Origin of the sequence: Streptomyces sp. NPDC057565 (assembly GCF_042801455.1) — a bacterium.
In the GTDB taxonomy this organism is placed as follows: Bacteria; Actinomycetota; Actinomycetes; order Streptomycetales; family Streptomycetaceae; genus Streptomyces; species Streptomyces yanii.
The window spans coordinates 24947-46182 of record NZ_JBHVFU010000053.1 but is presented as its reverse complement, the minus strand read 5'-3'; the positions used below and the strand labels follow the sequence as shown (position 1 = coordinate 46182).

The 21236-nt window shown below is 70.1% G+C and carries 16 protein-coding genes and 2 pseudogenes; 10 read left to right on the top strand and 8 right to left on the bottom strand.

What is annotated here, in order from left to right; translation table 11 throughout:
- Window positions 1-5: 5 nt before the first annotated feature.
- Both ACFU8W_RS41975 and ACFU8W_RS41970 read right to left on the bottom strand, forming a co-directional pair.
- On the bottom strand, window positions 6-488 hold the full coding sequence (locus ACFU8W_RS41975; protein ID WP_384049531.1) for a DUF2771 domain-containing protein: 483 nt from the start codon (window positions 486-488) through the stop codon (window positions 6-8).
- Between the two features lie 27 nt (window positions 489-515).
- Entirely contained in the window at window positions 516-1940 is a 1425-nt protein-coding gene (locus ACFU8W_RS41970) for an MFS transporter (RefSeq protein ID WP_384049528.1), read from the bottom strand.
- Between the two features lie 396 nt (window positions 1941-2336).
- Here ACFU8W_RS41970 and ACFU8W_RS41965 point away from each other — a divergent pair, with 396 nt between their 5' ends.
- The 4 genes from ACFU8W_RS41965 (at window position 2337) to ACFU8W_RS41950 (ending at window position 9063) form a co-directional block, all read left to right on the top strand.
- Window positions 2337-3272: a DUF3027 domain-containing protein gene (locus tag ACFU8W_RS41965; protein ID WP_384049526.1), complete on the top strand. Its 936-nt coding sequence runs from the start codon at window positions 2337-2339 to the stop codon at window positions 3270-3272.
- Window positions 3273-3698: 426 nt separating this feature from the next.
- Entirely contained in the window at window positions 3699-6959 is a 3261-nt protein-coding gene (locus ACFU8W_RS41960) for a sacsin N-terminal ATP-binding-like domain-containing protein (RefSeq protein ID WP_384049553.1), read from the top strand.
- A 186-nt stretch (window positions 6960-7145) separates the two neighbouring features.
- Window positions 7146-8081 carry a hypothetical protein gene (locus ACFU8W_RS41955; protein WP_384049524.1) on the top strand — a complete coding sequence of 312 codons (936 nt, stop codon included), beginning with the start codon at window positions 7146-7148 and terminating at the stop codon, window positions 8079-8081.
- Between the two features lie 208 nt (window positions 8082-8289).
- Window positions 8290-9063: a DUF5707 domain-containing protein gene (locus tag ACFU8W_RS41950; protein WP_384049521.1), complete on the top strand. Its 774-nt coding sequence runs from the start codon at window positions 8290-8292 to the stop codon at window positions 9061-9063.
- A 3-nt stretch (window positions 9064-9066) separates the two neighbouring features.
- Here the strand turns inward: ACFU8W_RS41950 and ACFU8W_RS41945 are convergent, their stop codons facing one another.
- Window positions 9067-11535 carry an HAD-IC family P-type ATPase gene (locus tag ACFU8W_RS41945; RefSeq protein WP_384049518.1) on the bottom strand — a complete coding sequence of 823 codons (2469 nt, stop codon included), beginning with the start codon at window positions 11533-11535 and terminating at the stop codon, window positions 9067-9069.
- A 96-nt stretch (window positions 11536-11631) separates the two neighbouring features.
- The gene (locus ACFU8W_RS41940; protein WP_384049515.1) at window positions 11632-11931 is read right to left on the bottom strand and encodes a DUF2530 domain-containing protein; all 300 of its coding nucleotides are present in this window, start codon (window positions 11929-11931) and stop codon (window positions 11632-11634) included.
- 180 nt (window positions 11932-12111) lie between these two features.
- Between ACFU8W_RS41940 and ACFU8W_RS41935 the strand changes: the two genes are divergently transcribed.
- Window positions 12112-13566, top strand: a complete 1455-nt coding sequence (locus tag ACFU8W_RS41935; protein WP_384049512.1) for an NCS2 family permease — start codon at window positions 12112-12114, stop codon at window positions 13564-13566.
- Here ACFU8W_RS41935 and ACFU8W_RS41930 read toward each other — a convergent pair.
- Complete coding sequence (locus tag ACFU8W_RS41930) at window positions 13559-13798, bottom strand: hypothetical protein (RefSeq protein ID WP_384049510.1); 240 nt, start codon at window positions 13796-13798, stop codon at window positions 13559-13561. The genes ACFU8W_RS41935 and ACFU8W_RS41930 overlap by 8 nt on opposite strands.
- Window positions 13799-13883: 85 nt before the next feature.
- Between ACFU8W_RS41930 and ACFU8W_RS41925 the strand changes: the two genes are divergently transcribed.
- Together ACFU8W_RS41925 and ACFU8W_RS41920 are read left to right on the top strand one after the other, a co-directional pair.
- Window positions 13884-14324 carry a MarR family transcriptional regulator gene (locus tag ACFU8W_RS41925; protein ID WP_345512227.1) on the top strand — a complete coding sequence of 147 codons (441 nt, stop codon included), beginning with the start codon at window positions 13884-13886 and terminating at the stop codon, window positions 14322-14324.
- Window positions 14325-14406: 82 nt separating this feature from the next.
- The gene (locus tag ACFU8W_RS41920) at window positions 14407-15741 is read left to right on the top strand and encodes an MFS transporter (RefSeq protein WP_345512226.1); all 1335 of its coding nucleotides are present in this window, start codon (window positions 14407-14409) and stop codon (window positions 15739-15741) included.
- Window positions 15742-15817: 76 nt separating this feature from the next.
- Here ACFU8W_RS41920 and ACFU8W_RS41915 read toward each other — a convergent pair whose 3' ends face one another.
- Entirely contained in the window at window positions 15818-16408 is a 591-nt protein-coding gene (locus ACFU8W_RS41915) for a Uma2 family endonuclease (protein ID WP_384049505.1), read from the bottom strand.
- Window positions 16409-16517: 109 nt separating this feature from the next.
- Between ACFU8W_RS41915 and thpR the strand changes: the two genes are divergently transcribed.
- Window positions 16518-17081, top strand: a complete 564-nt coding sequence (gene thpR / locus ACFU8W_RS41910; RefSeq protein WP_384049550.1) for an RNA 2',3'-cyclic phosphodiesterase — start codon at window positions 16518-16520, stop codon at window positions 17079-17081.
- 132 nt (window positions 17082-17213) lie between these two features.
- Here the strand turns inward: thpR and ACFU8W_RS41905 are convergent.
- Window positions 17214-17309: pseudogene (locus ACFU8W_RS41905) on the bottom strand (alpha/beta hydrolase); the annotation flags it as partial.
- On the opposite strand from ACFU8W_RS41905, the pseudogene ACFU8W_RS41900 reads away from it, so the two are divergent.
- Window positions 17309-17713, top strand: a pseudogene (locus ACFU8W_RS41900) (PadR family transcriptional regulator); the annotation flags it as partial. The pseudogenes ACFU8W_RS41905 and ACFU8W_RS41900 overlap by 1 nt on opposite strands.
- Before the next feature lie 55 nt (window positions 17714-17768).
- A complete protein-coding gene (locus ACFU8W_RS41895; RefSeq protein ID WP_384049501.1) occupies window positions 17769-18764 on the top strand; it encodes an aldo/keto reductase in 996 nt (331 codons plus the stop codon).
- A gap of 99 nt (window positions 18765-18863) precedes the next feature.
- Here ACFU8W_RS41895 and ACFU8W_RS41890 read toward each other — a convergent pair whose 3' ends face one another.
- Window positions 18864-21143, bottom strand: a complete 2280-nt coding sequence (locus tag ACFU8W_RS41890) for an N-acetylmuramoyl-L-alanine amidase (RefSeq protein ID WP_384049498.1) — start codon at window positions 21141-21143, stop codon at window positions 18864-18866.
- Between the last annotated feature and the right edge of the window lie 93 nt (window positions 21144-21236).

Below are 21236 nucleotides of genomic sequence, written 5' to 3'. Positions count from 1 at the left end.
GGGGGTCAGTTGGTCTTCACGAAGGTGAAGTGCCAGATGCCCGTGAGCTTCTTGCCCGTGGTCTCCACGATGCTGATCTGCGTTTTGTTCGTGGTCGTGCCGGTCTGGCTGGAGAAGAAGGCGCTGCCCGGGATGGACCGGTAGGTCTTCTTGTACGGCTCCTGCTCGGCCTGCTGGCCGTTGATGAAGAGGGTCCAGCCGTTGTCCGCGATCTTCGGGTCGACGCCGAAGCGGACCTTGTCGTCCATCGCGACCTTGACGGTGTGCTCGGCCTTCTTGTTGTTGAGGCAGCCCTGGATCAGGGACTCCTTGATGGCGTTGCCGTCGTTGTAGCAGGTTGCTTCGGTACTCACCGAGGTGTCGCCGACCGTCACGGTGGCGAGCGGCGTCGGCTTGTCGCAGGCGGACAGGACAAGGAGTCCCGCGGACACGGCACCGAGAGCGACGCCGATTCGACGGCCCTTACCGGAGAAGAACGCAACGGTCATGGGCCGAAGGCTATCGGTCGCTCCCGCTCACGCCACGCGGGGGTGCGGCGAGCCGCGTCGTGCCGCACTCAGCAGACCCCGTACGGAGGCAGCCGCACCGAGGGCGAGGATCCCCGCGGCGACCGACATTCCCAGTACGCCGTTGAGGGGGAGAGCGATGCCGATACCGCCGCCGACCACCCAGGCCATCTGGAGCAGTGTCTCGGACCGGGCGAACGCCGACGTGCGGACTTCCTCGGGCACGTCGCGCTGGATCGTCGCGTCCAGCGACAGCTTCGACAGTGCCTGTGTGAAACCCGCCACCGCGCTGAGCGCGGCGACCATCACGGTGGAGAAGAAGACCGCGGCGAGGACGGCGACACCGAGCGCCAGCCCCAGCACCGAGGCGATGATCACCTCGGGGCCGCGGGCCCGGAGCCAGGAGCCCATCGCCGTGCCGAGGGCATTGCCGACCCCGGCCGCGACACCGACGATGCCGAGCGAGACGGCCGCGCTCTGCCCGGCGAGGGGGTGCACCCGCAGCAGGAACGCCAGGAAGAAGATCAGGAAGCCGGAGAGCGCGCGGTGCGCGGCATTGGCCTGGAGCCCGTGCAGGACGGACGGCCCGACAGTCCGCAGCCCCGGCCGCTTCTCCTTCTCCCCGTTGGTCCTGGCCCTGCCCTTCTTCCCGTTGGCCACGGAGGGCCTGCTGCGGACGGAGGGCTGATGGCCGTGCGGCTCGACCAGCTGGGCGCGGCGTTCGCCCTTCGCCGAGTCGACCTTGTGGGGCAGCGTGAACGCGAGAACGGTGCCGCCGGTGAAGATCAGACACGCGCCGTAGAGCGGCCAGGGCGCCCCGATGGTCTGCAGCCCGGCCCCGATCGGCGCCGCCACGCCCGTGGCCAGAAGCCCGGCCAGGGTGACCCGGGAATTGGCCTTCACCAGGGAGAAACGCGGTGGCAGCAGGCGTGGCACGACCGCGCTGCGCACGACCCCGTACGCCCTCGACGCGACCAGCACGCCCAGTGCCGCCGGATACAGCTCCAGACCGCCCGTGGCGACCGCGCCCGACATCGTGAGCGCGAGCACCGCACGCGCCAGCATGGCGCCCGCCATCGCGGCGCGGCGGCCGTGCGGCAGACGGTCCAGGAGCGGGCCGATGACAGGGGCGAGGAGAGTGAACGGTGCCATCGTCACGGCGAGGTAGAGGGCGACGCGGCCGCGCGCCTCGTCCGTCGGTACGGAGAAGAACACGGTCGACGCGAGCGCCACCGTGATCATCACGTCGCCCGCGCCGTTCACGGCGTGCAGCTCGATCAGTTTGCCGAGTCCGGATTCGCCGGCGCCGTGGGCGTGGGTCGCCTTACGGATGCCTTTCGCGGTGCCGGTGAACGGCGCGTGCAGGGCATGACCGATCGTCCGGCCCGTCCTGCGGAGCGGGCCGGGCCCGTCGTGCGACCTGGCGGCAGCCACCCCGTCATAGTGCCCCAGCCACTGCGGTAACGAACCGAGAACGGTACGGGGCACGGGGTACGCCGCCCTGTCGGGTCAGTGAGGACCCTGCCGGCAGGGCAATCCTCCGACCGCTCGACCCGGACACGGCAGTGGATACGCCGTCGATTGGGACGGGCAGGTGGGCGGGGAGCTGCGGAGAGGGTAGCGTGCGTAACGCGCCCCCGGCGGTTGTTCTTGGCCGCGCGCCTCTCGGCGATCCCGCAGAATGGATAGCAGAAGGCGCGCCCGAGGCAGGCACAACGGGTGCGGACGTCGACGCGGCCCCCAGGTCCGCTCCGCCCGCAACCGTCATGGCCGAAATCGATGGATCTGCTGGCGCACTCGTGAGACGGCGTATGGAGAGAAGCGAGACCTGTGAGTGCTGCTACGACGCGAAGCCGTACTGCCCGTACCCCTGCCCCCGACCGTCTGTGCGCCGAGGCGGTAGACCTCGCGCGCGCGGCGGCCCAGGAAGTGGCCGCGCCGGGGGAGGTCGGTGAGCACGTGGGCCTGGTCTCCGAGGGGGACCGGGTCGTCACGCACTACTTCGAGTGCAAGGAACCCGGTTACAAGGGCTGGCGTTGGGCGGCGACGGTCGCCAGGGCCTCCCGCGCCAAGGTCGTCACGCTCGACGAGGCGGTACTGCTGCCGGGGACCGACGCGCTGCTCGCTCCCGAGTGGGTGCCGTGGAGCGAGCGGCTGCGGCCCGGCGACATGGGACCCGGTGATCTGCTGCCGACGGAGGCGGAGGATCTGCGTCTGGAGCCGGGGTACAGCGGCGAGGAGGAGCCGCCGCCGAACTCGGTGGCCTCCGAGATGTCGGAGGAGATGGCCGACCTCGTCGACGCGGAGGACGCGGAACTCACGACGCGCCCGGAGACGACGAGGCGCGGCTCCATCGCTGCGCTCGCGGAAGAGCTCGGCATGCGACGGGCACGGGTGCTGTCCCGGTACGGGCTGCATGCCGCGGCCGACCGCTGGGACGAGACGTTCGGCGCGAAGACGCCGATGGCTCAGGCGGCACCGGCTTCCTGTGTCACCTGTGCCTTCCTGGTGCCGCTGGCCGGTTCGCTGCGGCAGGCCTTCGGCGTGTGCGCGAACGAGTTCGGCCCGGCGGACGGCCATGTGGTCTCCCTGTCGTACGGCTGCGGTGGGCACTCGGAGGCAGCGGTGATGCCGAAGCCGCCGAAGCCGGCGCCGCACGCGCTGGACACGATGCAGGTGGACGAGTACCCGCTGCGCCCGGCGCGGGACAGCGGATCGGTCCCGGTGGAACCGGACGCGCCGTCGGAGGACCTGGGCCACTCCTGACGCGCCTGGCCGCTGGGGGTCCGGGTTTGCGGTACCCGGGGGTCGCGTGCTGCGGTGCGGTCCCGTGGCTCCGGGTGAGCTTTGTCCTCGATCGCCGAACGGGCTCGATGTGTCGCTCGGGACGGGCTCGATATGTCGTCCGTGCGACGTTCGGTGCGACGTCCGGTGCGGCGCGGGGCGCGTTTTCGGGGGCGGGACCGAGCCCGTCCGGCGAGGGCGGACACGGCGCGAAGACGCGCCGGGGGCGTTTCGAGCCCGTCCGGCGATGGGGGACAAGGGCGGCGCCCCACCGCCGCGCCACGCGGGATTGTCGGTCGCGGTACCTTCGGGCGCACACTGGCGGCACGGGTGTACGCGCACGCACGCGCACACCCCCGCCGCACACGGGTAACGCGTCACCGGACAGAGCGGAGTCAGAGCGTGAGCATGAATGCGACCGAGGGGGCCGATCCGTTCGGGACGGCACGGCTGCGGCGCGGGGTGCTCGACGCCTGGGGCGCCGGTCCGGCCCGGTTCCGGGAGGACGCCAACGCCGAGGAGGACCTCGCGCTCGGCGGCTACCGCGACCGCCTGGTCGTCGAGCTCGCCCAGAACGCCGCCGATGCGGCCGCCCGCGCCGGCGTCCCCGGCCGGCTCCGTCTCACCCTTCACCCCGCCTCGGACACCGGACCCGCCGTCCTCGCCGCCGCCAACACCGGTGCCCCCCTCGACGCCACCGGCGTCGAATCGCTCAGCACGCTCCGCGCCTCCGCCAAGCGCGAGGGCCACGAGTCCGCCGTCGGCAGGTTCGGCGTCGGGTTCGCCGCCGTCCTCGCGGTCAGCGACGAACCCGCCGTCGTCGGCCGGCACGGCGGCGTCCGCTGGTCCCTCGCCGAGGCCCGTGACCTCGCCCGCGAGGCCGCCGTCGGCAGCCCGGGCCTCGGTGACGAACTCCGCCGCCGCGACGGCCACGTACCGCTGCTGCGTCTTCCGCTGCCCGCCGAGGGCACCGCACCGGACGGGTACGACACCGTCGTCGTCCTGCCGTTGCGCGACGGCGTCGCCGAGGACCTCGTCGGACGGCTGCTCGCCGCCGTCGACGACGCGCTCCTCCTGACGCTCGCCGGTCTCGAAGAGATCGTCATCGACACCCCCGAGGACCTGCGGACGCTCAGCCGTTCACAGCACGGGCCCTACACACACATCAACGACTCCGCGTACGGCACGAACCGCTGGCGCACCGTCGCCCAGCACGGGCCGATCGAACCGGCCCTGCTCGCCGACCGCCCGCTGGAGGAACGGCTGCGCCCGCACTGGTCGGTGACCTGGGCGGTGCCCGTGGACGGGGAAGGGGCACCGGTGTACCCCCGTACCGCCCCCGTCGTGCACGCGCCGACCCCCACCGACGAGCCCCTCGGCGTCCCCGCCCTACTCATCGCGTCGCTGCCGCTCGACACCACGCGCCGCCACCCCGCGCCCGGCCCGCTCACCGACTTCCTGGTGCAGCGCGCGGCCGACGCGTACGCCGAACTGCTCGCCGACTGGCATCCGGTGTCCATCGCCACTCTCGACCTCGTGCCCGGCCCGCTCGGCAAGAGCGAACTGGACGGTGCCGTGCGCGGCGCGATCCTGGACCGGCTGCCACGCGTCGCGTTCCTGGAGCCCGCCGCTCCGCGCGACGCCGCCGCCGAGCCCGAGCAGTGGGACGCCTGGGACGCCGGGTCGGAGAACGTCCGCGTGGCCACCACCGCGCTGCGGCCGATCGAGGCAGAGGTCGTGGAGGGGGTGGGCGCCGAGACCGTTCAGGTGCTTGCCGAGGTGCTGCCGTGCCTGCTGCCCGCGGGACTTGAGCGCCGGAGCGAACTGCGTACCCTCGGCGTCGCCCGGGTCCCGCTGACCGAGGCGATCGACCGGCTCGCCGGTCTGGAGCGCGAACCCGACTGGTGGCGGCGGCTGTACGACAGCCTGTCGGGAGTCGACCCCGACCGGCTCTCCGGACTCCCGGTCCCCCTGGCCGGAGCGGTGGAGGGCGCGGCGGGCACCCCGGACACCGCACCACCCCGCACCACCATCGGTCCCCGACAGGTTCTCCTGCCGGTACCCGACGCCCTCACCGGCCCGGTCCTGGGCCGACTGGCCCGACTCGGGCTGAAGGTCGCGCATCCGGATGCCGCACATCCGCTCCTGGAGAAGCTGGGTGCCCTGCCCGCCACCCCGCGCGCGGTGCTGACGACCCCGCAGGTGCGGGCGGCCGTCGCCGGTTCGCTGGACGCCGGCGAGGTGTGGGACGAGGACGCGCTGGACGCGGAGGAGCTCGCGGACACCGTCCTCACGCTCGTCCGGGACGCCGACCTCGCGCCGGGCGACGAGCCCTGGCTCGGTGCACTCGCCCTCCCCGACGAGGACGGCGAACCCGCACCCGCCGGTGAACTCGTGCTGCCGGGAAGCCCGTTCGCGAGCGTCATGCGCGAGGGTGAACTCGCGCTCTGTGACGAGGAGCTGACGGAACGCTGGGGTGAGCAGCCGCTGACCGCCTGCGGGGTGCTGGCCACCTTCGCGCTCGTCCGGGCCACCGACGTCGTCCTCGACCCCGACGAACTGGAGCCCCGCGAAGGCGACTTCGCCGAACCGGACGACGCGGGACTGCTCGACGCCGTCGACGTGTGGTGCGAGGACATTCTCGACCAGCTGCAATTGAGTCTGCCGCCGCGCAGCGGTGATGACGAGGGGTGGTGGTCGGGCGACGGGCGGGCCCAAGTGCCGCCTGTCGCCACCGAGATCGTCGCCGTCCGCGACCTCGACCTCGTCGACGACGATGCCTGGCCGCAGGCGCTCGCCCTGCTCTCCCGGCCGCCGCTGCGCGACGCGCTGACCCAGCCGGTGCGGGTGCTGCTCCCGGACGGCACGACCCGGTCCGTGCGCTCGTACACCGCCTGGTGGCTGCGCGACCATCCGGTGCTCGGCGGCCGCCGCCCGGCGGGGCTGCGGGCTGCGGGTGGCGACCCGCGACTGTCCGGACTGTACGACTCCGCCGACGCGACCGGCTTCGACGACGTCCAGGTGCTGCGCGCCCTCGGCGTGAGGACCTCCGTCGCCGCGCTCCTCGACGAGCCGGGCGGTGCGGCGGAGCTCCTCGGCCGGCTCGCGGACGATGACCGCCCGGTCGGCTCCGTACAACTCCACGAGCTGTACACGGCCCTGGCCGATCTCGACCCGGAGCAGGTCACCCTGCCCGACGAGCTGCGGGCCGTGGTCGACGGCGAGGTACGCGTCGTCGACGCGGCCGACGCGTTGATCGCGGACGCCCCCGACCTGCTGCCGCTGACGAGCAGTCTGCCGCTCCTGCCGGTGGCCCCGGCGCGCGCCGCGGACCTGGCCGAGCTGTTCCAGGTGCGGCGGCTCGGCGAGACGGTCGAGGCGGAGGTGACGACGGACGGCGAGGAGCACCAGGTGCCGGATTCGGTACGGATCCTGCTCGGCGCCGGTACCCCGGACACGTACGTCGAACACGGCGAACTCCGCGCGGGCGGCGTCGAGCTGGACTGGCGCCGCACCCCGGACGGGACCGTCCACGCCTCGACGCTGGAGGGTGTCGCGGCGGGCCTGGCCTGGGCGGCCGGGCAGTGGCCACGCCGTTTCGAGGTCGCTGCGCTGCTGCAGGACCCGTCGCGTACGGAGGAGTTGGCGCGAGACCGCTGGTTCGACTGACAAGGTGGGGCGGAACGCGCCAATATCCCGGGCAGGGTCAGGTATTCGCAAAATATCCCCGTGGGCCGCACAACCATTCACGCGTCTCAGGGGTCTCGTCTGTGAAGCCATCAGGCTTCACAGACGGCCTTGGGCCCGGGAACGGACGATCTTCGCGGGCCCCTTCTCCACATTGGGGAATGAAACATGCGTATTCGTGCCACTGTGGCTGCCGTAACCGGCGCCCTGGCTCTCTCCGCCCTCGTCGTTCCGTCTGCGGCTCAGGCCGACGACGCGCACCGCTCCACTGTCCTCGATGCCGCGCGCGCCGCTCAGGCCGCATCCGGCGCGCAGTCGGGTGCGAAGTCCGGCGCGCGCTCCGTCGCCGCTGCCGAGACCGTCGGTGCCCCGCTCGACCTGACCTTCTCGAAGCTCACCGTGAACGGCGGCAAGCCGATCGCCGTGGGTACCTCCGCCACGAAGACCGTGGCGACCACGTACACCGTGACGCACGCCGCCGACGTCGACATCTTCGGCGCCGACTTCGCGCTCGATGTCGCGCTCTACCGGGGCTCGTTCGACGTCCCGGCGAACGAGCTCTACGGCTACAAGGCCCCCACCTGCAAGGCCGTCTCCTCGACGGTCGCCACCTGCAAGGGGCAGATCGACATCTCGCCGTACTACGACCTCATCGGCAACGCGGACGCCACGACGTGGAAGGCGATGGGCTTCGCCGTCGACTACAACGGCCAGGACCCGACCGACCCCGACCCCACCCAGATCGACTACGCGCTGCAGGACGGCCTGGGTACCACCAAGCTCCAGCGCTTCTCGAAGCTGACGGTCAACGCTTCCCCGGAGCCCGTGAAGAAGGGCAGGACCATCACCGTCACCGGGAAGCTCTCCCGCGCGAACTGGGACGACCTGGCCTACCACGGCTACGCGACCCAGTCGGTGAAGCTCCAGTTCCGTAAGAAGACCAGCTCCACCTACACCACCCTGAAGACGATCAACTCGAGCAGCACCGGCACCCTGAAGACCACGGCCACGGCCTCGGTCGACGGTTACTGGCGCTTCAGCTTCGCCGGTACGTCCACCACCCCGGCCGTCTCCGCCGCGGGTGACTACGTCGACGTGCAGTAGTTCCACGCCCGATTGCAGGCGTAGTTCCACACGTGGTCCACACGAGCAGCGGGATCTCCGGTACGGGGGTCCCGCTTCTCGTACCCCCATCCCGTGCGTCCCCGCTCGGCCCGCCGGGTCCGCGGACGCACTGGCCCATCGGGTCCCGTCGCTGCCGGAGCCACCACGCCACCTGCCCGACGGACCCCTTTCTCCACCGGAGAAGAACATGCGCATACGTGCCACTGTCGCCGCCGCGTCCGGCGCCCTGGTCCTGTCCGCCCTCGCCGTCCCGGCCGCGCACGCGGCAACGGCGGATCCCGTCATCTCCAAGGTCAGCGTCAACGGCGGCAAGAACACCGTGCTGGGCACGACGGCGGCGAAGACCATCACCGTGTCGGTCACCGCCTCGCACGCCTCCGGCATCGCCGACGGCTGGGTGATCCTGTGGCACGGGAAGAACCTGGAAGAGGGCATGGACGGTGCGCTGCTGCCGAACGAGGAGGCAGCGACCTGCAAGGCCGCAAGTGCCACCACCTCCACCTGCTCGTACACCATCACGATCGACCCGCGGGTCGATCTGACGAAGAACGCGCTGGCCGGCTCCTGGCACGTCCTCGCCGGCGTGGAGGCCACGGACGGCTCCAGCACGCACTACGACTCCTACGCCACGGCGAAGATCCAGCGGCTGTCGAAGCTGACGGTCAACGCCTCCCCGGAGCCCGTCAAGAAGGGCAAAACCATCACGGTCACCGGCAAGCTGTCGCGTGCCAACTGGGAGACGCACACGTACGCGGGCTACACCGGGCAGTCGGTCAAGCTCCAGTTCCGCAAGAAGACCAGCTCCACCTACACCACGGTGAAGACGATCAAGACGAACAGCACCGGCAACCTGAAGACCACGGTCACTGCCTCGGTCGACGGCTACTGGCGCTACAGCTTCGCCGGTACGTCCACCACCCCGGCCGTCACCACCGCCGGTGACTTCGTCGACGTGCGATAACGGCTACGCCGGGAAGCGGCGGCTGACCAGTCGCCAGGTGAACTCCAGGGCAGCCGCCGCCACCACCGCTATCCCCACCGCCGTCCACGGGATGACCGTGCCCACCAGCTTCAGTGCGAAGAAGTTCTGCAGCCACGGCACCATCAGCACGATCAGGAACGCCGCACCCATCGACGCGACCAGGACGATCCGCCACCAGGTGTACGGGCGGGCGATGATCGCGAGCACCCACATCGAGACCAGGAACAGCGTGAGCGTCGCCGCGCTGGTCTCCGCGCCCAGCGCTTCCGTACCCGTGTAGTAGTGCCGGGCGACCAGGTACGTCACGAAGGTGGCGATGCCCGCGATGACGCCGGACGGCACCGAGTACCGCATGACTCTGCGGACGAAGTGCGGCCGGGCCCGCTCCTTGTTCGGGGCGAGGGCCAGGAAGAACGCCGGGACGCCGATCGTCAGCGTCGACAGCAGGGTCAGATGCCGGGGCAGGAACGGGTACTCGACCTGGAAGCAGACGACCAGGATCGCCAGCAGCACCGAATAGACGGTCTTCGTGAGGAACAGGGTGGCGACCCTGGTGATGTTGCCGATCACCCGGCGGCCCTCCGCGACCACCGACGGCAGCGTCGCGAAGCTGTTGTTCAGCAGGACGATCTGGGCCACGGCGCGTGTCGCCTCGGAGCCCGAACCCATCGACACCCCGATGTCGGCGTCCTTCAGCGCCAGCACGTCGTTGACCCCGTCGCCCGTCATCGCGACCGTGTGGCCGCGGGACTGGAGGGCGGCGACCATCTCGCGCTTCTGCTGCGGGGTGACCCGGCCGAAGACCGCGTTCTCCTCCATGGCCGTGGCCATGTCGTCCGGGTCCGTGGGCAGCCGGCGCGCGTCCAGCGTGTGCTCGGCGCCGGGCAGGCCGAGCTTGCCCGCGACCGCGCCGACCGAGACGGCGTTGTCCCCGGAGATGACCTTCGTGGCGACCCGCTGGTCGGCGAAGTAGCGCAGCGTGTCCCCGGCGTCCGGCCGCAGCCGCTGCTCCAGCACGATCAGCGCGGTGGGTACGGCCCCGTGGGCGATCTCCGGCCCCTCCAGCTCGCCCTCGGCGCGCGCCAGCAGCAGCACCCGCAGCCCCTGCTCGTTGAGCTGCTCGATCTCGCCGAGCGCCGGGTCCTCGTCCGGGAGGAGCACATCAGGTGCGCCGAGCAGCCAGGTCGACGACCGCCCGTCGGTCTCGACGAACGCGGCGCCGCTGTACTTGCGCGCCGAGGAGAACGGGAGAGCCTCCGTGCACCGCCATGCTTCGCCGTTCGGGGACGGGTACGCGTCGATGATCGCCTGCAGGCTGGCGTTGGGCCGCGGGTCGGATGCGCCGAGGGCGCTCAGCACCTGGCGTATGTACGGGTCGTCCGCGCCGTTCAGTGGACGCACCTCGGTGACGTCCATCCCGCCCTCGGTGAGCGTCCCGGTCTTGTCCAGACAGACGACGTCGACCCGGGCGAGACCCTCGATGGCGGGCAGCTCCTGCACGAGGCACTGCTTGCGGCCGAGCCGCACGACACCGATCGCGAAGGCGACCGAGGTGAGCAGGACCAGGCCCTCGGGGATCATCGGGACGATGCCGCCCACAGTGCGGGCGATCGAGTCCCTGACGTTGCTGTTCTTGACGACGAGCTGGCTGATGATGAGGCCGATCGCGGTCGGCACCATCATCCAGGTGACGTACTTGAGGATCGTGCTGATGCCGCTGCGCAGCTCGGACTGGACGAGCGTGAAGCGGGACGCCTCCTCGGCGAGCTGCGCGGCATAGGCCTCGCGGCCGACCTTGGTGGCGGAGAACGCGCCGCCGCCCGCGACGACGAAGCTGCCGGACATCACCGGGTCGCCGGCCTGCTTCAGTACGGGGTCGGCCTCGCCGGTGAGCAGGGACTCGTCGATCTCCAGGTTGTCGGCCTCGGCCACCGCGCCGTCGACCACGACCTTGTCGCCGGGCCCGAGCTCGACGAGATCGCCGAGGACGATCTCGGAGGTGGAGATCTCCGCCGCGACCCCGTCGCGGCGGACCGTGGGTTTCGCCTCACCGATGACCGCGAGGCTGTCCAGGGTCTTCTTGGCGCGCCACTCCTGGACGATGCCGATGCCTGTGTTGGCGATGATCACGAAGCCGAAGAGGCTGTCCTGGATCGGCGCGACGAACAGCATGATCAGCCAGAGCACGCCGATGATCAGGTTGAACCGGGTGAAGACGTTGGCGCGGACGATCTCGTGGACGGAGCGGGACGAGCGGACGGGTACGTCGTTGACCTCGCCCCGGGCGATCCGCTCGGCCACCTCGGCCGCGGTCAGCCCGCTCGTGCGGACGGCCGTGGCAGGGAGCTTCATCGGGTGGACCGGGTCGAGTTCGGAACCGGCGTCGATCCTGGCCGGCCAGCGTCGGCCGGGTGTGTGCTCCCCGGAGGAGCGGAGTGCCCGCTGCGTCATGGTTCCGACGGTACGGGTGGAACGTCCGGTTCACCCGCCGGGGGGTCGAAGATCAGACCGCAGGAGGAGCGGAATGGTCCTCGGGCGGTACGAAAGTCAGGGCCGACCCTGACTTTCGTCGGTGGCGCCGGACGCGTCGGCCGGTCGGGCCCCGGCGGCCGCCCGCTTGATCGCCGCGTCGCGCCCCCGCACGTACCAGATGCCGATCAGTCCGAGTCCGGCACCGGCCAGACACGTCCAGATCCACCACGTGTGCCCGTGGTCGTCGAACCAGCCGTAGAACGGCAGCTGCACGAGGAAGAGGACGAACCAGAGGATCGTGCCGCCGGTGATGGTGGCGACGACGGGCCCCTCCAGGGGCTCGGGTGCCTCGTGTGTCGGTGTCCACTTCGCCATGGGCTCAGTGTATGCGGCCGATATGTAAAGCTCCTCGGCCCAGTCCGCCCAAGGGTCTACGCGCGGAGATAGCGATCTTTGCCTTATGTATTCATACTGAATCTGCTCATGGCTGGCTCGATTTATTCGTGTAAAAGTCCAAAGCTGACCACTTTTCTCTACGTACGACTGAGGTCATACATGTCCCCCTCGGCCACCGCTGCGGTCGCCTCCAAGCAGCCTCCGGCTCCACAGCCGCACGGCGGCCTGGACCGTTTCTTCAAGATCTCCGAGCGGGGGTCGTCGGTCGCACGCGAAATCCGTGGCGGATTCGCCACGTTCTTCGCGATGGCGTACATCATCGTGCTGAACCCGATCATCCTCGGCAGCGCGAAGGACATGTACGGGCACCAGCTGAGCGGCGGCCAGCTGGTCACCGCCACCGTGCTGACCGCTGCGTTCTCCACGCTCCTGATGGGCGTCATCGGCAACGTGCCGATCGCGCTGGCCGCCGGCCTCGGCGTCAACACCGTCGTCGCCCTCCAGCTCGCCCCCCGGATGAGCTGGCCGGACGCGATGGGCATGGTCGTCCTCGCGGGCATCGTCGTCATGCTGCTGGTCGCGACCGGGCTGCGCGAACGCGTGATGAACGCGGTGCCGACGTCGCTCCGCAAGGGCATCGCCATCGGTATCGGTCTCTTCATCCTGCTGATCGGTCTGGTCGACTCGGGCTTCGTCTCCCGCATCCCGGACGCCGCGCACACCACCGTGCCGCTCCAGCTCGGCAGCGACGGCCACCTCCATGGCTGGCCGGTCCTGGTCTTCATCCTCGGCGCGCTGCTCACGCTCGCGCTGATCGTCCGCAAGGTGCCGGGCGCGATCCTCATCTCCATCGTCTCGATGACGGTCGTCGCGCTGATCATCGACGCGGTCGCCGATCTGCCGGGCGAGGCGTGGGGCCTGACCGTCCCGCAGTGGCCGGGCAATCCGGTCGCCACCCCCGACTTCGGGCTGATCGGCCACGTCAGTCTGTTCGGCGGCTTCGACAAGGTCGGCGTGCTCACCGGCATCCTGTTCGTCTTCACCGTGCTGCTGTCCTGCTTCTTCGACGCGATGGGCACCATCCTCGGCGTCGGCGACGAGGCCAAGCTGATGGACAAGGACGGCAACTTCCCCGGCATCAACAAGGTGCTGTTCGTGGACGGCATCGCGGTCGCCGCGGGCGGCGCGAGCTCCGCCTCCGCAGGAACCTGCTTCGTGGAGTCCACCGCGGGCGTCGGCGAAGGCGCCCGCACCGGCTTCGCGAGCGTGGTGACCGGCCTGCTGTTCACGGTGGCCCTGTTCCTGACGCCGCTGGCGACCATGGTCCCGTCGCAGGCGGCCACTCCGGCGCTGCTGGCCGTCGGCTTCCTGATCATCGCGGGTTCGGTGCGGGACATCGACTGGAGCGACTACACGCTCGCCATCCCGGCCTTCCTGGCCATGGTGATGATGCCGTTCACCTACTCGATCACCAACGGCATCGGCATCGGCTTCATCGCCTTCTCCGTGCTGCGGGTGGCGGCGGGGCGCTGGCGCGAGGTGCCGCTGGCCATGTACGTCGTGTCGGCGGTCTTCGTCTTCTACTACGCGATGCCGGCTCTCGGCCTCACGTGACCTCTTCCGCTCCATAGAATTTCTGCGTCTCGTCGACGGCCGTCTTGAAGCGCTCGTCGAAGTCGTCCCGAATGAGCGTCCGGACCACATAGTCCTGGACGCTCATTCCGCGTTTGGCGGCGTGCCGCCGGAGCCTGTCGAGCAGCTCACCGTCTACCCGCAGGCTGAGCACTGTCGATCCCATGGCAAGCAGGGTTAGGCCTTCGAGCCCGGCTGGCGTCACTTTCCGCATCCAACTCACTCGTTCGGGTGAGCGATCTTACGCGCCTGTACCACCGGGTGGTCTTTAGGAAGGGTAATGAGTTATTCTAAGGAACATGCCTGACCTGATCCACGACGGCGACAGTGCGGCCGCCGTGAGCTCCCTTCGTTCCGCTGTGATGCTGCTGGGCCGACGCCTCAAGCACCAGCGCGTCGACGAGTCGCTGAGCCCCACCGAGATGTCGGTGCTCGGCACGCTCGCCCGCTGCGGTTCCGCCACCCCCGGTGAGCTGGCCCGCAAGGAGCATGTGCAGCCTCCGTCGATGACCCGCATCGTCGCGCTGCTGGAAGCCAAGGGGCTGGTCAGACTGGAACCGCACCCCGATGACCGTCGCCAGAAGATGGTCAGCCAGACCGAGCAGGCCGAAGCCATGCTCGAGGAGAGCCGCTCGAAGCGGAACGCCTGGCTGGCCAACCTTGCCGAGGGCCTGGACGAGGAGGAGTGGGAGACGCTGCGCAAGGCCGCGCCCGTACTGGAAAAGCTCGCCCACCTGTAGCGGCGGTTCCGGACCACGGTCCGGTGCCGCTTTCACTGCCTCGTCAGTCAGCGAAATGTCCACGCCGAGGAGGCGAACCCCTTTGAGTACGGGATCCGGAGCAGACTCCGCCCCCGCACCGACGTCCACCCACGAGAGCAAGCCCGGCGGGACCTTCTCGTCGCTGAAGATCCGCAACTACCGCCTGTTCGCCACGGGCGCCGTGATCTCCAACACCGGTACCTGGATGTCCCGCATCACGCAGGACTGGCTCGTCCTGAGCCTCACCGGGTCCGCCGCCGCCGTCGGCATCACCACGGCCCTCCAGTTTCTTCCCATGCTGCTCTTCGGCCTGTACGGCGGCGTCATCGCCGACCGGCTCCCGAAGCGCAAGCTCCTCCTCGTCAGCCAGGCCGCGCTCGGCCTCTGCGGCATCGCCCTCGCCGTCCTCACGCTCTCCGGAGTCGTCCAGGTCTGGCACGTCTACCTGATCGCCTTCCTCCTCGGTATGGTCACGGTCGTCGACAACCCGGCCCGCCAGTCGTTCGTCTCCGAGATGGTCGGCCCGGCCCAGCTGCGGAACGCGGTCAGCCTGAACTCGGCCAATTTCCAGTCCGCCCGGCTCATCGGCCCCGCCGTCGCGGGTGTCCTGATCACCACGGTCGGCAGCGGCTGGGCATTCATGTTCAACGGTCTGTCGTTCCTCGCCCCGCTCGTCGGTCTGCTGATGATGCGTACGGGCGAACTGCACAAGGCGGTCGTCGTGCCGCGCGCCAAGGGGCAGCTGCGCGAGGGGCTGCGCTATGTCTCCGGCCGCCCCGAGCTGATCTGGCCGATCGTCCTCGTCGGCTTCGTCGGCACGTTCGGCTTCAACTTCCCGATCTGGCTCACCGCCTTCGCGGACGAGATCTTCCACGGCGGCGCCGGGATGTACTCGTTCTTCAACATCCTCATGGCGGCCGGCTCCCTGGCAGGCGCCCTGCTCGCCGCCCGCCGTCGCTCCTCGCGGCTGCGGATGCTGGTGGCGGCGGGCACCGCATTCGGTCTCCTGGAGATCATCGCGTCCCTGTCCCCGTCCGTCTGGCTCTTCGCGATCCTGCTGGTCCCGATCGGCATGATCGGCCTGACGACCAACATCAGCGCGAACACGAGCGTCCAGATGGCGGCCGACCCGGCCATGCGCGGCCGGGTGATGAGCCTGTACATGATGGTCTTCGCCGGGGGCACCCCGGTGGGCGCCCCGATCGTGGGCTGGATCAGCGACGCGTACGGCGTCCGGACCGCCATGGCGGTCGGCGGTGCGTTCTCGCTGCTGGCCGCGCTCGGCGTCGGCTTCATGCTGGCCCGCGTCGGCGGCCTGCGCCTCAAGGTCGACCTGCGACCGGGCCACCCGCATGTGCGGTTCGTCCCGCGCGAACAGCTGGCGACGGCGGCCTGAGGCCGGTCCGTCGCGGACGTGATACGGCCCCGACCGGTGAACCTGCCGGTCGGGGCCGCTGCATGTGCGGAGTACATCAGTCGCGTGGGAACTCGTCGGTTCGGAGGGTGAGGCCGACAGGGGTGTCGGTGAGGTCGATGTCCGTGCCGAAAAGCACGGTCAGCTTTGATCCGTATACGCCGTTCGTGGGATTCCGGAAAACGTGGCACTCGCCGCTGTACGGGTCGGCGATCAAGTACACCGGAACGCCTGCCGCCGCATAAGCGTCCTTCTTCGGTCCGTAGTCGTTCATCGCGGTGCCCTTCGAGATCACCTCGGCCACGAACTCCACACCCGAAAACAGCCAGTTTCCCTTGCCGTCCTTCGCGGCGTCCTCCGTCAGCGCCAGCACATCTGCCGCGAACCCGTTCAGATGCCCTGGAAAGTCGACCCGCACATCGGACTTCAGTCGCCTGCGCGGGTATGTGGCCCGAAGCTGCTCGAAAATGTCGGCAATGATGTCCCAGCGGGTGTTCCGCTGAGGCGACATGAAGATGTTTCCCCCGACGATCTCGGTCTTGATTCCCTCGGGGACGGGCATCTTCTCGAGCCACTCGAACATGGAGTCCAGAGTCCGCTCGTCGCGCTCTTCGGCCATCTCGATCCTGTCGGTGTCTACGACGGTCATCGTGCCGCTCCTCCCCGCTGCCGCACGGGCGCGGGCAGCCGCGTAGTACAACGATACGCACGGTGACCGGGACACGCCGTTACGGTGCGACACTCGGTTCATGAGCCGCATGAGACTCTTCGTCGCCGTTCTGCCGCCCGACTCCGCCATCGCGGAGCTCCGCCGTGCCGTCGCCCCGCTGCACACCCTTCCGGGCGCCGGTGGTCTGCGCTGGACCGGAACCGACGCATGGCACTTCACGCTCGCGTTCCTCGGTGTGGTCGACGACGCGCTGCTGCCCGATCTGCACGAGCGGCTGGGGCGCGCCGCCGGTCGCACCGAGCGGTTCCCGCTGCGCATCCACCGCGGCGGCCGGTTCGACGGTCATGTGCTGTGGGCCGGGGCCGCGGGCGGCCTCGACACTCTGAGGCTCCTCGCCGAGCGTGCCGACGCCGCCGCCCGCCGCGCCGGCGTGCCGATGGACGAGCACCGCCGTTACACCCCGCACCTCACCCTCGCCCGCAGTCGTGCCGAGGCGGACCTGCACCCCTATGTGGAGGCCCTGGACACCTTCGAGGGCACACCGTGGGAGGTCGGCGAGATGGCTCTCGTACGCAGCAATCTGCCGGTTTCCGGGGTGCCGGGGGAGCAGCCGCGGTACGAGGTGGTCGCATCCTGGTCGCTGGGACACTGAGCGGTGCGGTTACGCTCGACGGGTGGACCCGAAGACCAGAAACCGCATCATGGCGGCCGTGCTCGTGCTGATGTTCGCCGTCGTCGCCGTGGCAGCCGCGCTCGGCGGCTGAGCGGCCGACACCGGCTCCCCTCAGGCGAGCCCCCGGGCGGTCTCCCTCGCGAACGCCTCGGGGTTGTCCAGCATGATGTTGTGTCCGCACTCCGGGACCGGCACGACCCGCACCCCTGGAGCGCGACGGATGGCTCGGTCGCCGGACCGAGCCCGGCAGCAGGGCCGCCCCCCGCCACGCGCTGACCCTGACGGAAGAGGGGCGCGAGGAGCTGCGCCGCCGGCTGAGCGAGGCCGACGCGGTGGACATCAGCGACGAGAACCGCTGGTTCACCGTGCTCGCCTTCCTCCGCCATCTCCCGGCGCCCGCCGAGCAGGCGGACGTGCTGCGGCGCAGGCCGGCGTTCCTGCAGGAGCCGAGCAGTTTCTTCCACGACTACGACTCCGAGGGCGAGCGCCCGCTCGGAGCGGAGGCGTTCGACGACCTGCTCCGCCGAGGTGTTCTCACGATCGCGCGCGCGACGAGTGAGGCGGAACTGAGCTGGCCGGCAACGACGCTGGAGGACCTCGAAACCCGCTGAGACCGCCCGCCGGCCACTTGCCTCGAGCGGACTCGAAGGCGTTGGCTTGGTGCCCATGAAGTACACGCAGCTCGGACGCACCGGACTCGAAGTCAGCCGACTTGTCCTCGGCACGATGAACTTCGGTCCGCAGACCAATGAGGCCGACAGTCACGCGATCATGGACGCCGCTCTGGACGCGGGCGTCAACTTCTTCGACACCGCCAATGTCTACGGCTGGGGTGAGAACAAGGGCCGTACCGAGGAGATCCTCGGCACCTGGTTCGCCCAGGGCGGCGAACGCCGCGACAAGGTCGTTCTCGCCACCAAGGTGTACGGGAACATGGCCGCGGAAGGCGACGCCTGGCCCAACCACCACAAGCTCTCCGCCCTCAACATCCGGCGGGCCGTCGACGCCAGCCTCAAGCGGCTGCAGACCGACCACATCGACCTGTACCAGTTCCACCACATCGACCGCTCCACCCCGGTCGAGGAGATCTGGCAGGCCATCGACGTACTGATCCAGCAGGGCAAGATCCTCTACGCCGGTTCGTCCAACTTCGCCGGCTGGAAGATCGCCCAGACCAACGAGACCGCCAGGCGCCTCGGTTCGTACGGGCTGGTCAGCGAGCAGTGCCTCTACAACCTCGCCGAGCGCCGCGCCGAGATGGAGGTCATCCCGGCCGCGCAGGAGTACGGACTGGGTGTCATCCCGTGGTCCCCGCTGCACGGCGGACTGCTCGGCGGTGTGATCCGCAAGGAGCGCGAGGGCGGCGCGGCCCGTTCGGCGTCCGGCCGGTCCGCGGACGCGCTCGCCAACACGACGGTGCGGGCGCAGATCCAGGCGTACGAGGACCTGCTCGACAAGCACGGTCTGGAGCCCGGCGAGGTGGGGCTGGCCTGGCTGCTGACCCGCCCGGGCGTGACGGGACCGATCTCCGGCCCGCGCACGCGGGAACAGTTGGACTCGGCGGTGCGCGCGGTGGACCTCGAGCTGTCGGACGAGGTCCTCGCGTCCCTGGACGAGATCTTCCCGGGCCCGGGTCCGTCGCCGGAGGCCTTCGCCTGGTAGGCGACGGGGCCGACCGAACGCCTGAGCCCGGCTCTGCGACACAGGTGCGCGGAGCCGGGCTCAGGTCATGCGGGTACGTCAGTCAGCGGACCGCGGCGGCTACTTGAGGTAGACGAGGCCGTCCGTCGTGATCGCCGGACGACCCGAGGTGGCGACGACGACGATCTTGACGGTGTGCTTGGCACTGGTGGACCAGCTCTTCGTCCACAGGGCGTCGCGGTACTTGGTGGTGGACGACTTCAGGTCGACCGTGGCCACCTTCGTACCGTCGACGTACACGTACGCCTGGCCGGACGTGGCGGCGCGCGAGACCACCCAGGCGGCCGAACGGCCGGTGAACGTCCAGCTCAGGCTCGCACCCTTGGAGGAGCTGGAGTACGACTTGCCGCCCAGGTACGAGGACGAGGACTTGGTCGTCCAGGTGCCGGTCTTCGTGGCCGAGGTCTCCTGGAGGATGACCGGGGTGCCGGAGACGGAGGCCGCCGCGGTGTTGCCCGCGAGGTCGTACGCCTTCATGGACCAGGTGGTCGCCACGCCGGACTTCACGGTGTGCGAGGCGCTCGTGGTGGTCGGACCGTAGGTCTTGGCGACCGGAGCGGTCAGCCGGACCTCCTTGAGCGACGCGGCGTCGGTCGCCTTCCACTTCAGGGTGAGCGGGACGGCGGTGGTGTTCACCGTGCCGGTGCGCAGCGCGAGGTTCGGCTTGGTGGTGAAGCTCGGCGCCGTCTGGTCGGCGACCACGGTCGCCGCAGCGGACAGGGTCGTCTTCCCGGACTGGTGGGTGGCGCGGACCTGCACCGAGTGCGTGCCGACGCCGAGGGTGGCCTTCGCCGAAGTGGCGGTGCCCGCGGCGGTGGCGACGCTCTTGCCGTCGACCAGCAGCTCGTACTTGGAGATGAAGGCGTTCGGCGTGCTCGCCGACCAGCCGACCGTGATCGCGGACTTGGTGTAGTACGACGTCCCGGACAGGGTGGCGCCGGTCACCGACTTGATGGCCAGTCCGGTGACGGGGCCCGCGGCGAGGCTGCGGATCGTGGGCAGCTGCCCGTACAGCTTGGTTCCGGGGCACTCGGTGTTGAAGCCGTCGCGGTGGCCGGAGATCTGCTTGAACGAGTACTGCGTACCGGCGGTGAAGGCCTTCCCGAAGCCGTTGGACCCGGTGGCGCCCGCGGTGAGCATGGTGCTGCCCGCCGGGTCGCCCTTGTACTGACCGAGCTTCCACGCGGCGATCCGGGCCACCGAGGTGGTCACCGCACTCGGGGCGGCCGTGTCCGTGTAGGTGCCGAGCACGGAGATACCGGTCGACTCACGGTTGAAGCCGTAGGTGTGTGCGCCGAGGACCGGCCGGTCCAGGCCGCCCTTGCGGCCCTCGAAGATCGTCCCGCACTTGTCGACCAGGAAGTTGTAGCCGATGTCCTTCCAGCCCTCGCTCTTCACGTGGTACGCGTAGATGCCGCGGACGATGGAGGCGGAGTCGGCGCAGGAGTAGTCGTTGGTCCCTGCGGTGTGGTGGACAAAGACGGCCTTGACCGTCTCGTTGTACTCCGGCGCCTCCGGGCTGATCGACTCGTCGGCGCCCCAGCCCGCACGCGAGGTGACGGGCGGCTTGGGCACGGTGGACGGCGGCGCGGGCGGCAGCGACGCGGACGGCGAGGTGCTCGCGGACGGCGAGGAGCTGTCGCTCGCCGTGGGCGAGGGGCTGTCCGTGGCCGTCTCGGAAGGTGTCACGGACGGCGGCTCGGATGCCGGGGCGGTGTCGGACTCCGTGGCCGAGGGGGTCGGTTCCTCGGTGACCGTCGGATCGGCCGAGGGGGAGTCGGACGGCGACGGCTCGGCCGGGGCGTCGGTCTCGGCGACGAAGGCGGCCGGGTCGGCGTGCAGCGACGAGCCCTTGCCGGGGTCGATGGTGTCCAGCCGCAGCCCGGCGGGCAGCTTCGAGGAGACCTTGGCGCCCGCGGTGACGCGTACCTCGACGCCGTTGGACGGGCCGACCCACCGCGGTTCGGTGGCCCCGCGGACGCCGGAGCGGCCCGCCTCCGTGCGGCCGTCGTTGTCGGTCTCCAGCGGCAGCCAGGACGACCAGGTGCCGTTCGAGGCCGACCTGGTCCGTACCTCGACCGCTCCCGTCACCTTCGCCGCCGGGTCGGTCCAGGTGACCCCCAGCATGCTGAACGGTGCGGTGTCCCGCCGGCCGAGCGACGCGGAACTGCCGTCCGCGGCAACCTTCAGTTCCGTCTTCCGTACATCGGTCCTGACCGGACCGGCCTTGCTGTCACTGTCATTCGCCGAGTCGTCGGTCACGTTCTGAAACACCACGAAACCTGCCACGGCTGCCGTTGTCACGGCAGCCGTGGTCCATATTCTTCGGTGCGATCTCACGTCGTATCCCTCGGGGTGTCACGGGGGGTGGCAAGGAGCCGTGGCATCACGGCGTTCGCACAGCTTTCCATGACCGTCCGCCGACCCGTCCAG

Coding starts and splice junctions, on each gene's coding strand:
- ACFU8W_RS41950 (WP_384049521.1), top strand. CDS start 8,290: ATGCGCATACGTGCCACTGTCGCCGCCGCGTCCGGCGCCCTGGTCCTG.
- ACFU8W_RS41945 (WP_384049518.1), bottom strand. CDS start 11,535: ATGACGCAGCGGGCACTCCGCTCCTCCGGGGAGCACACACCCGGCCGA.
- ACFU8W_RS41925 (WP_345512227.1), top strand. CDS start 13,884: ATGCCTGACCTGATCCACGACGGCGACAGTGCGGCCGCCGTGAGCTCC.
- ACFU8W_RS41895 (WP_384049501.1), top strand. CDS start 17,769: ATGAAGTACACGCAGCTCGGACGCACCGGACTCGAAGTCAGCCGACTT.
- ACFU8W_RS41955 (WP_384049524.1), top strand. CDS start 7,146: ATGCGTATTCGTGCCACTGTGGCTGCCGTAACCGGCGCCCTGGCTCTC.
- ACFU8W_RS41975 (WP_384049531.1), bottom strand. CDS start 488: ATGACCGTTGCGTTCTTCTCCGGTAAGGGCCGTCGAATCGGCGTCGCT.
- ACFU8W_RS41930 (WP_384049510.1), bottom strand. CDS start 13,798: ATGCGGAAAGTGACGCCAGCCGGGCTCGAAGGCCTAACCCTGCTTGCC.
- ACFU8W_RS41935 (WP_384049512.1), top strand. CDS start 12,112: ATGTCCCCCTCGGCCACCGCTGCGGTCGCCTCCAAGCAGCCTCCGGCT.
- ACFU8W_RS41960 (WP_384049553.1), top strand. CDS start 3,699: ATGAATGCGACCGAGGGGGCCGATCCGTTCGGGACGGCACGGCTGCGG.
- ACFU8W_RS41915 (WP_384049505.1), bottom strand. CDS start 16,408: ATGACCGTCGTAGACACCGACAGGATCGAGATGGCCGAAGAGCGCGAC.
- thpR (WP_384049550.1), top strand. CDS start 16,518: ATGAGACTCTTCGTCGCCGTTCTGCCGCCCGACTCCGCCATCGCGGAG.
- ACFU8W_RS41940 (WP_384049515.1), bottom strand. CDS start 11,931: ATGGCGAAGTGGACACCGACACACGAGGCACCCGAGCCCCTGGAGGGG.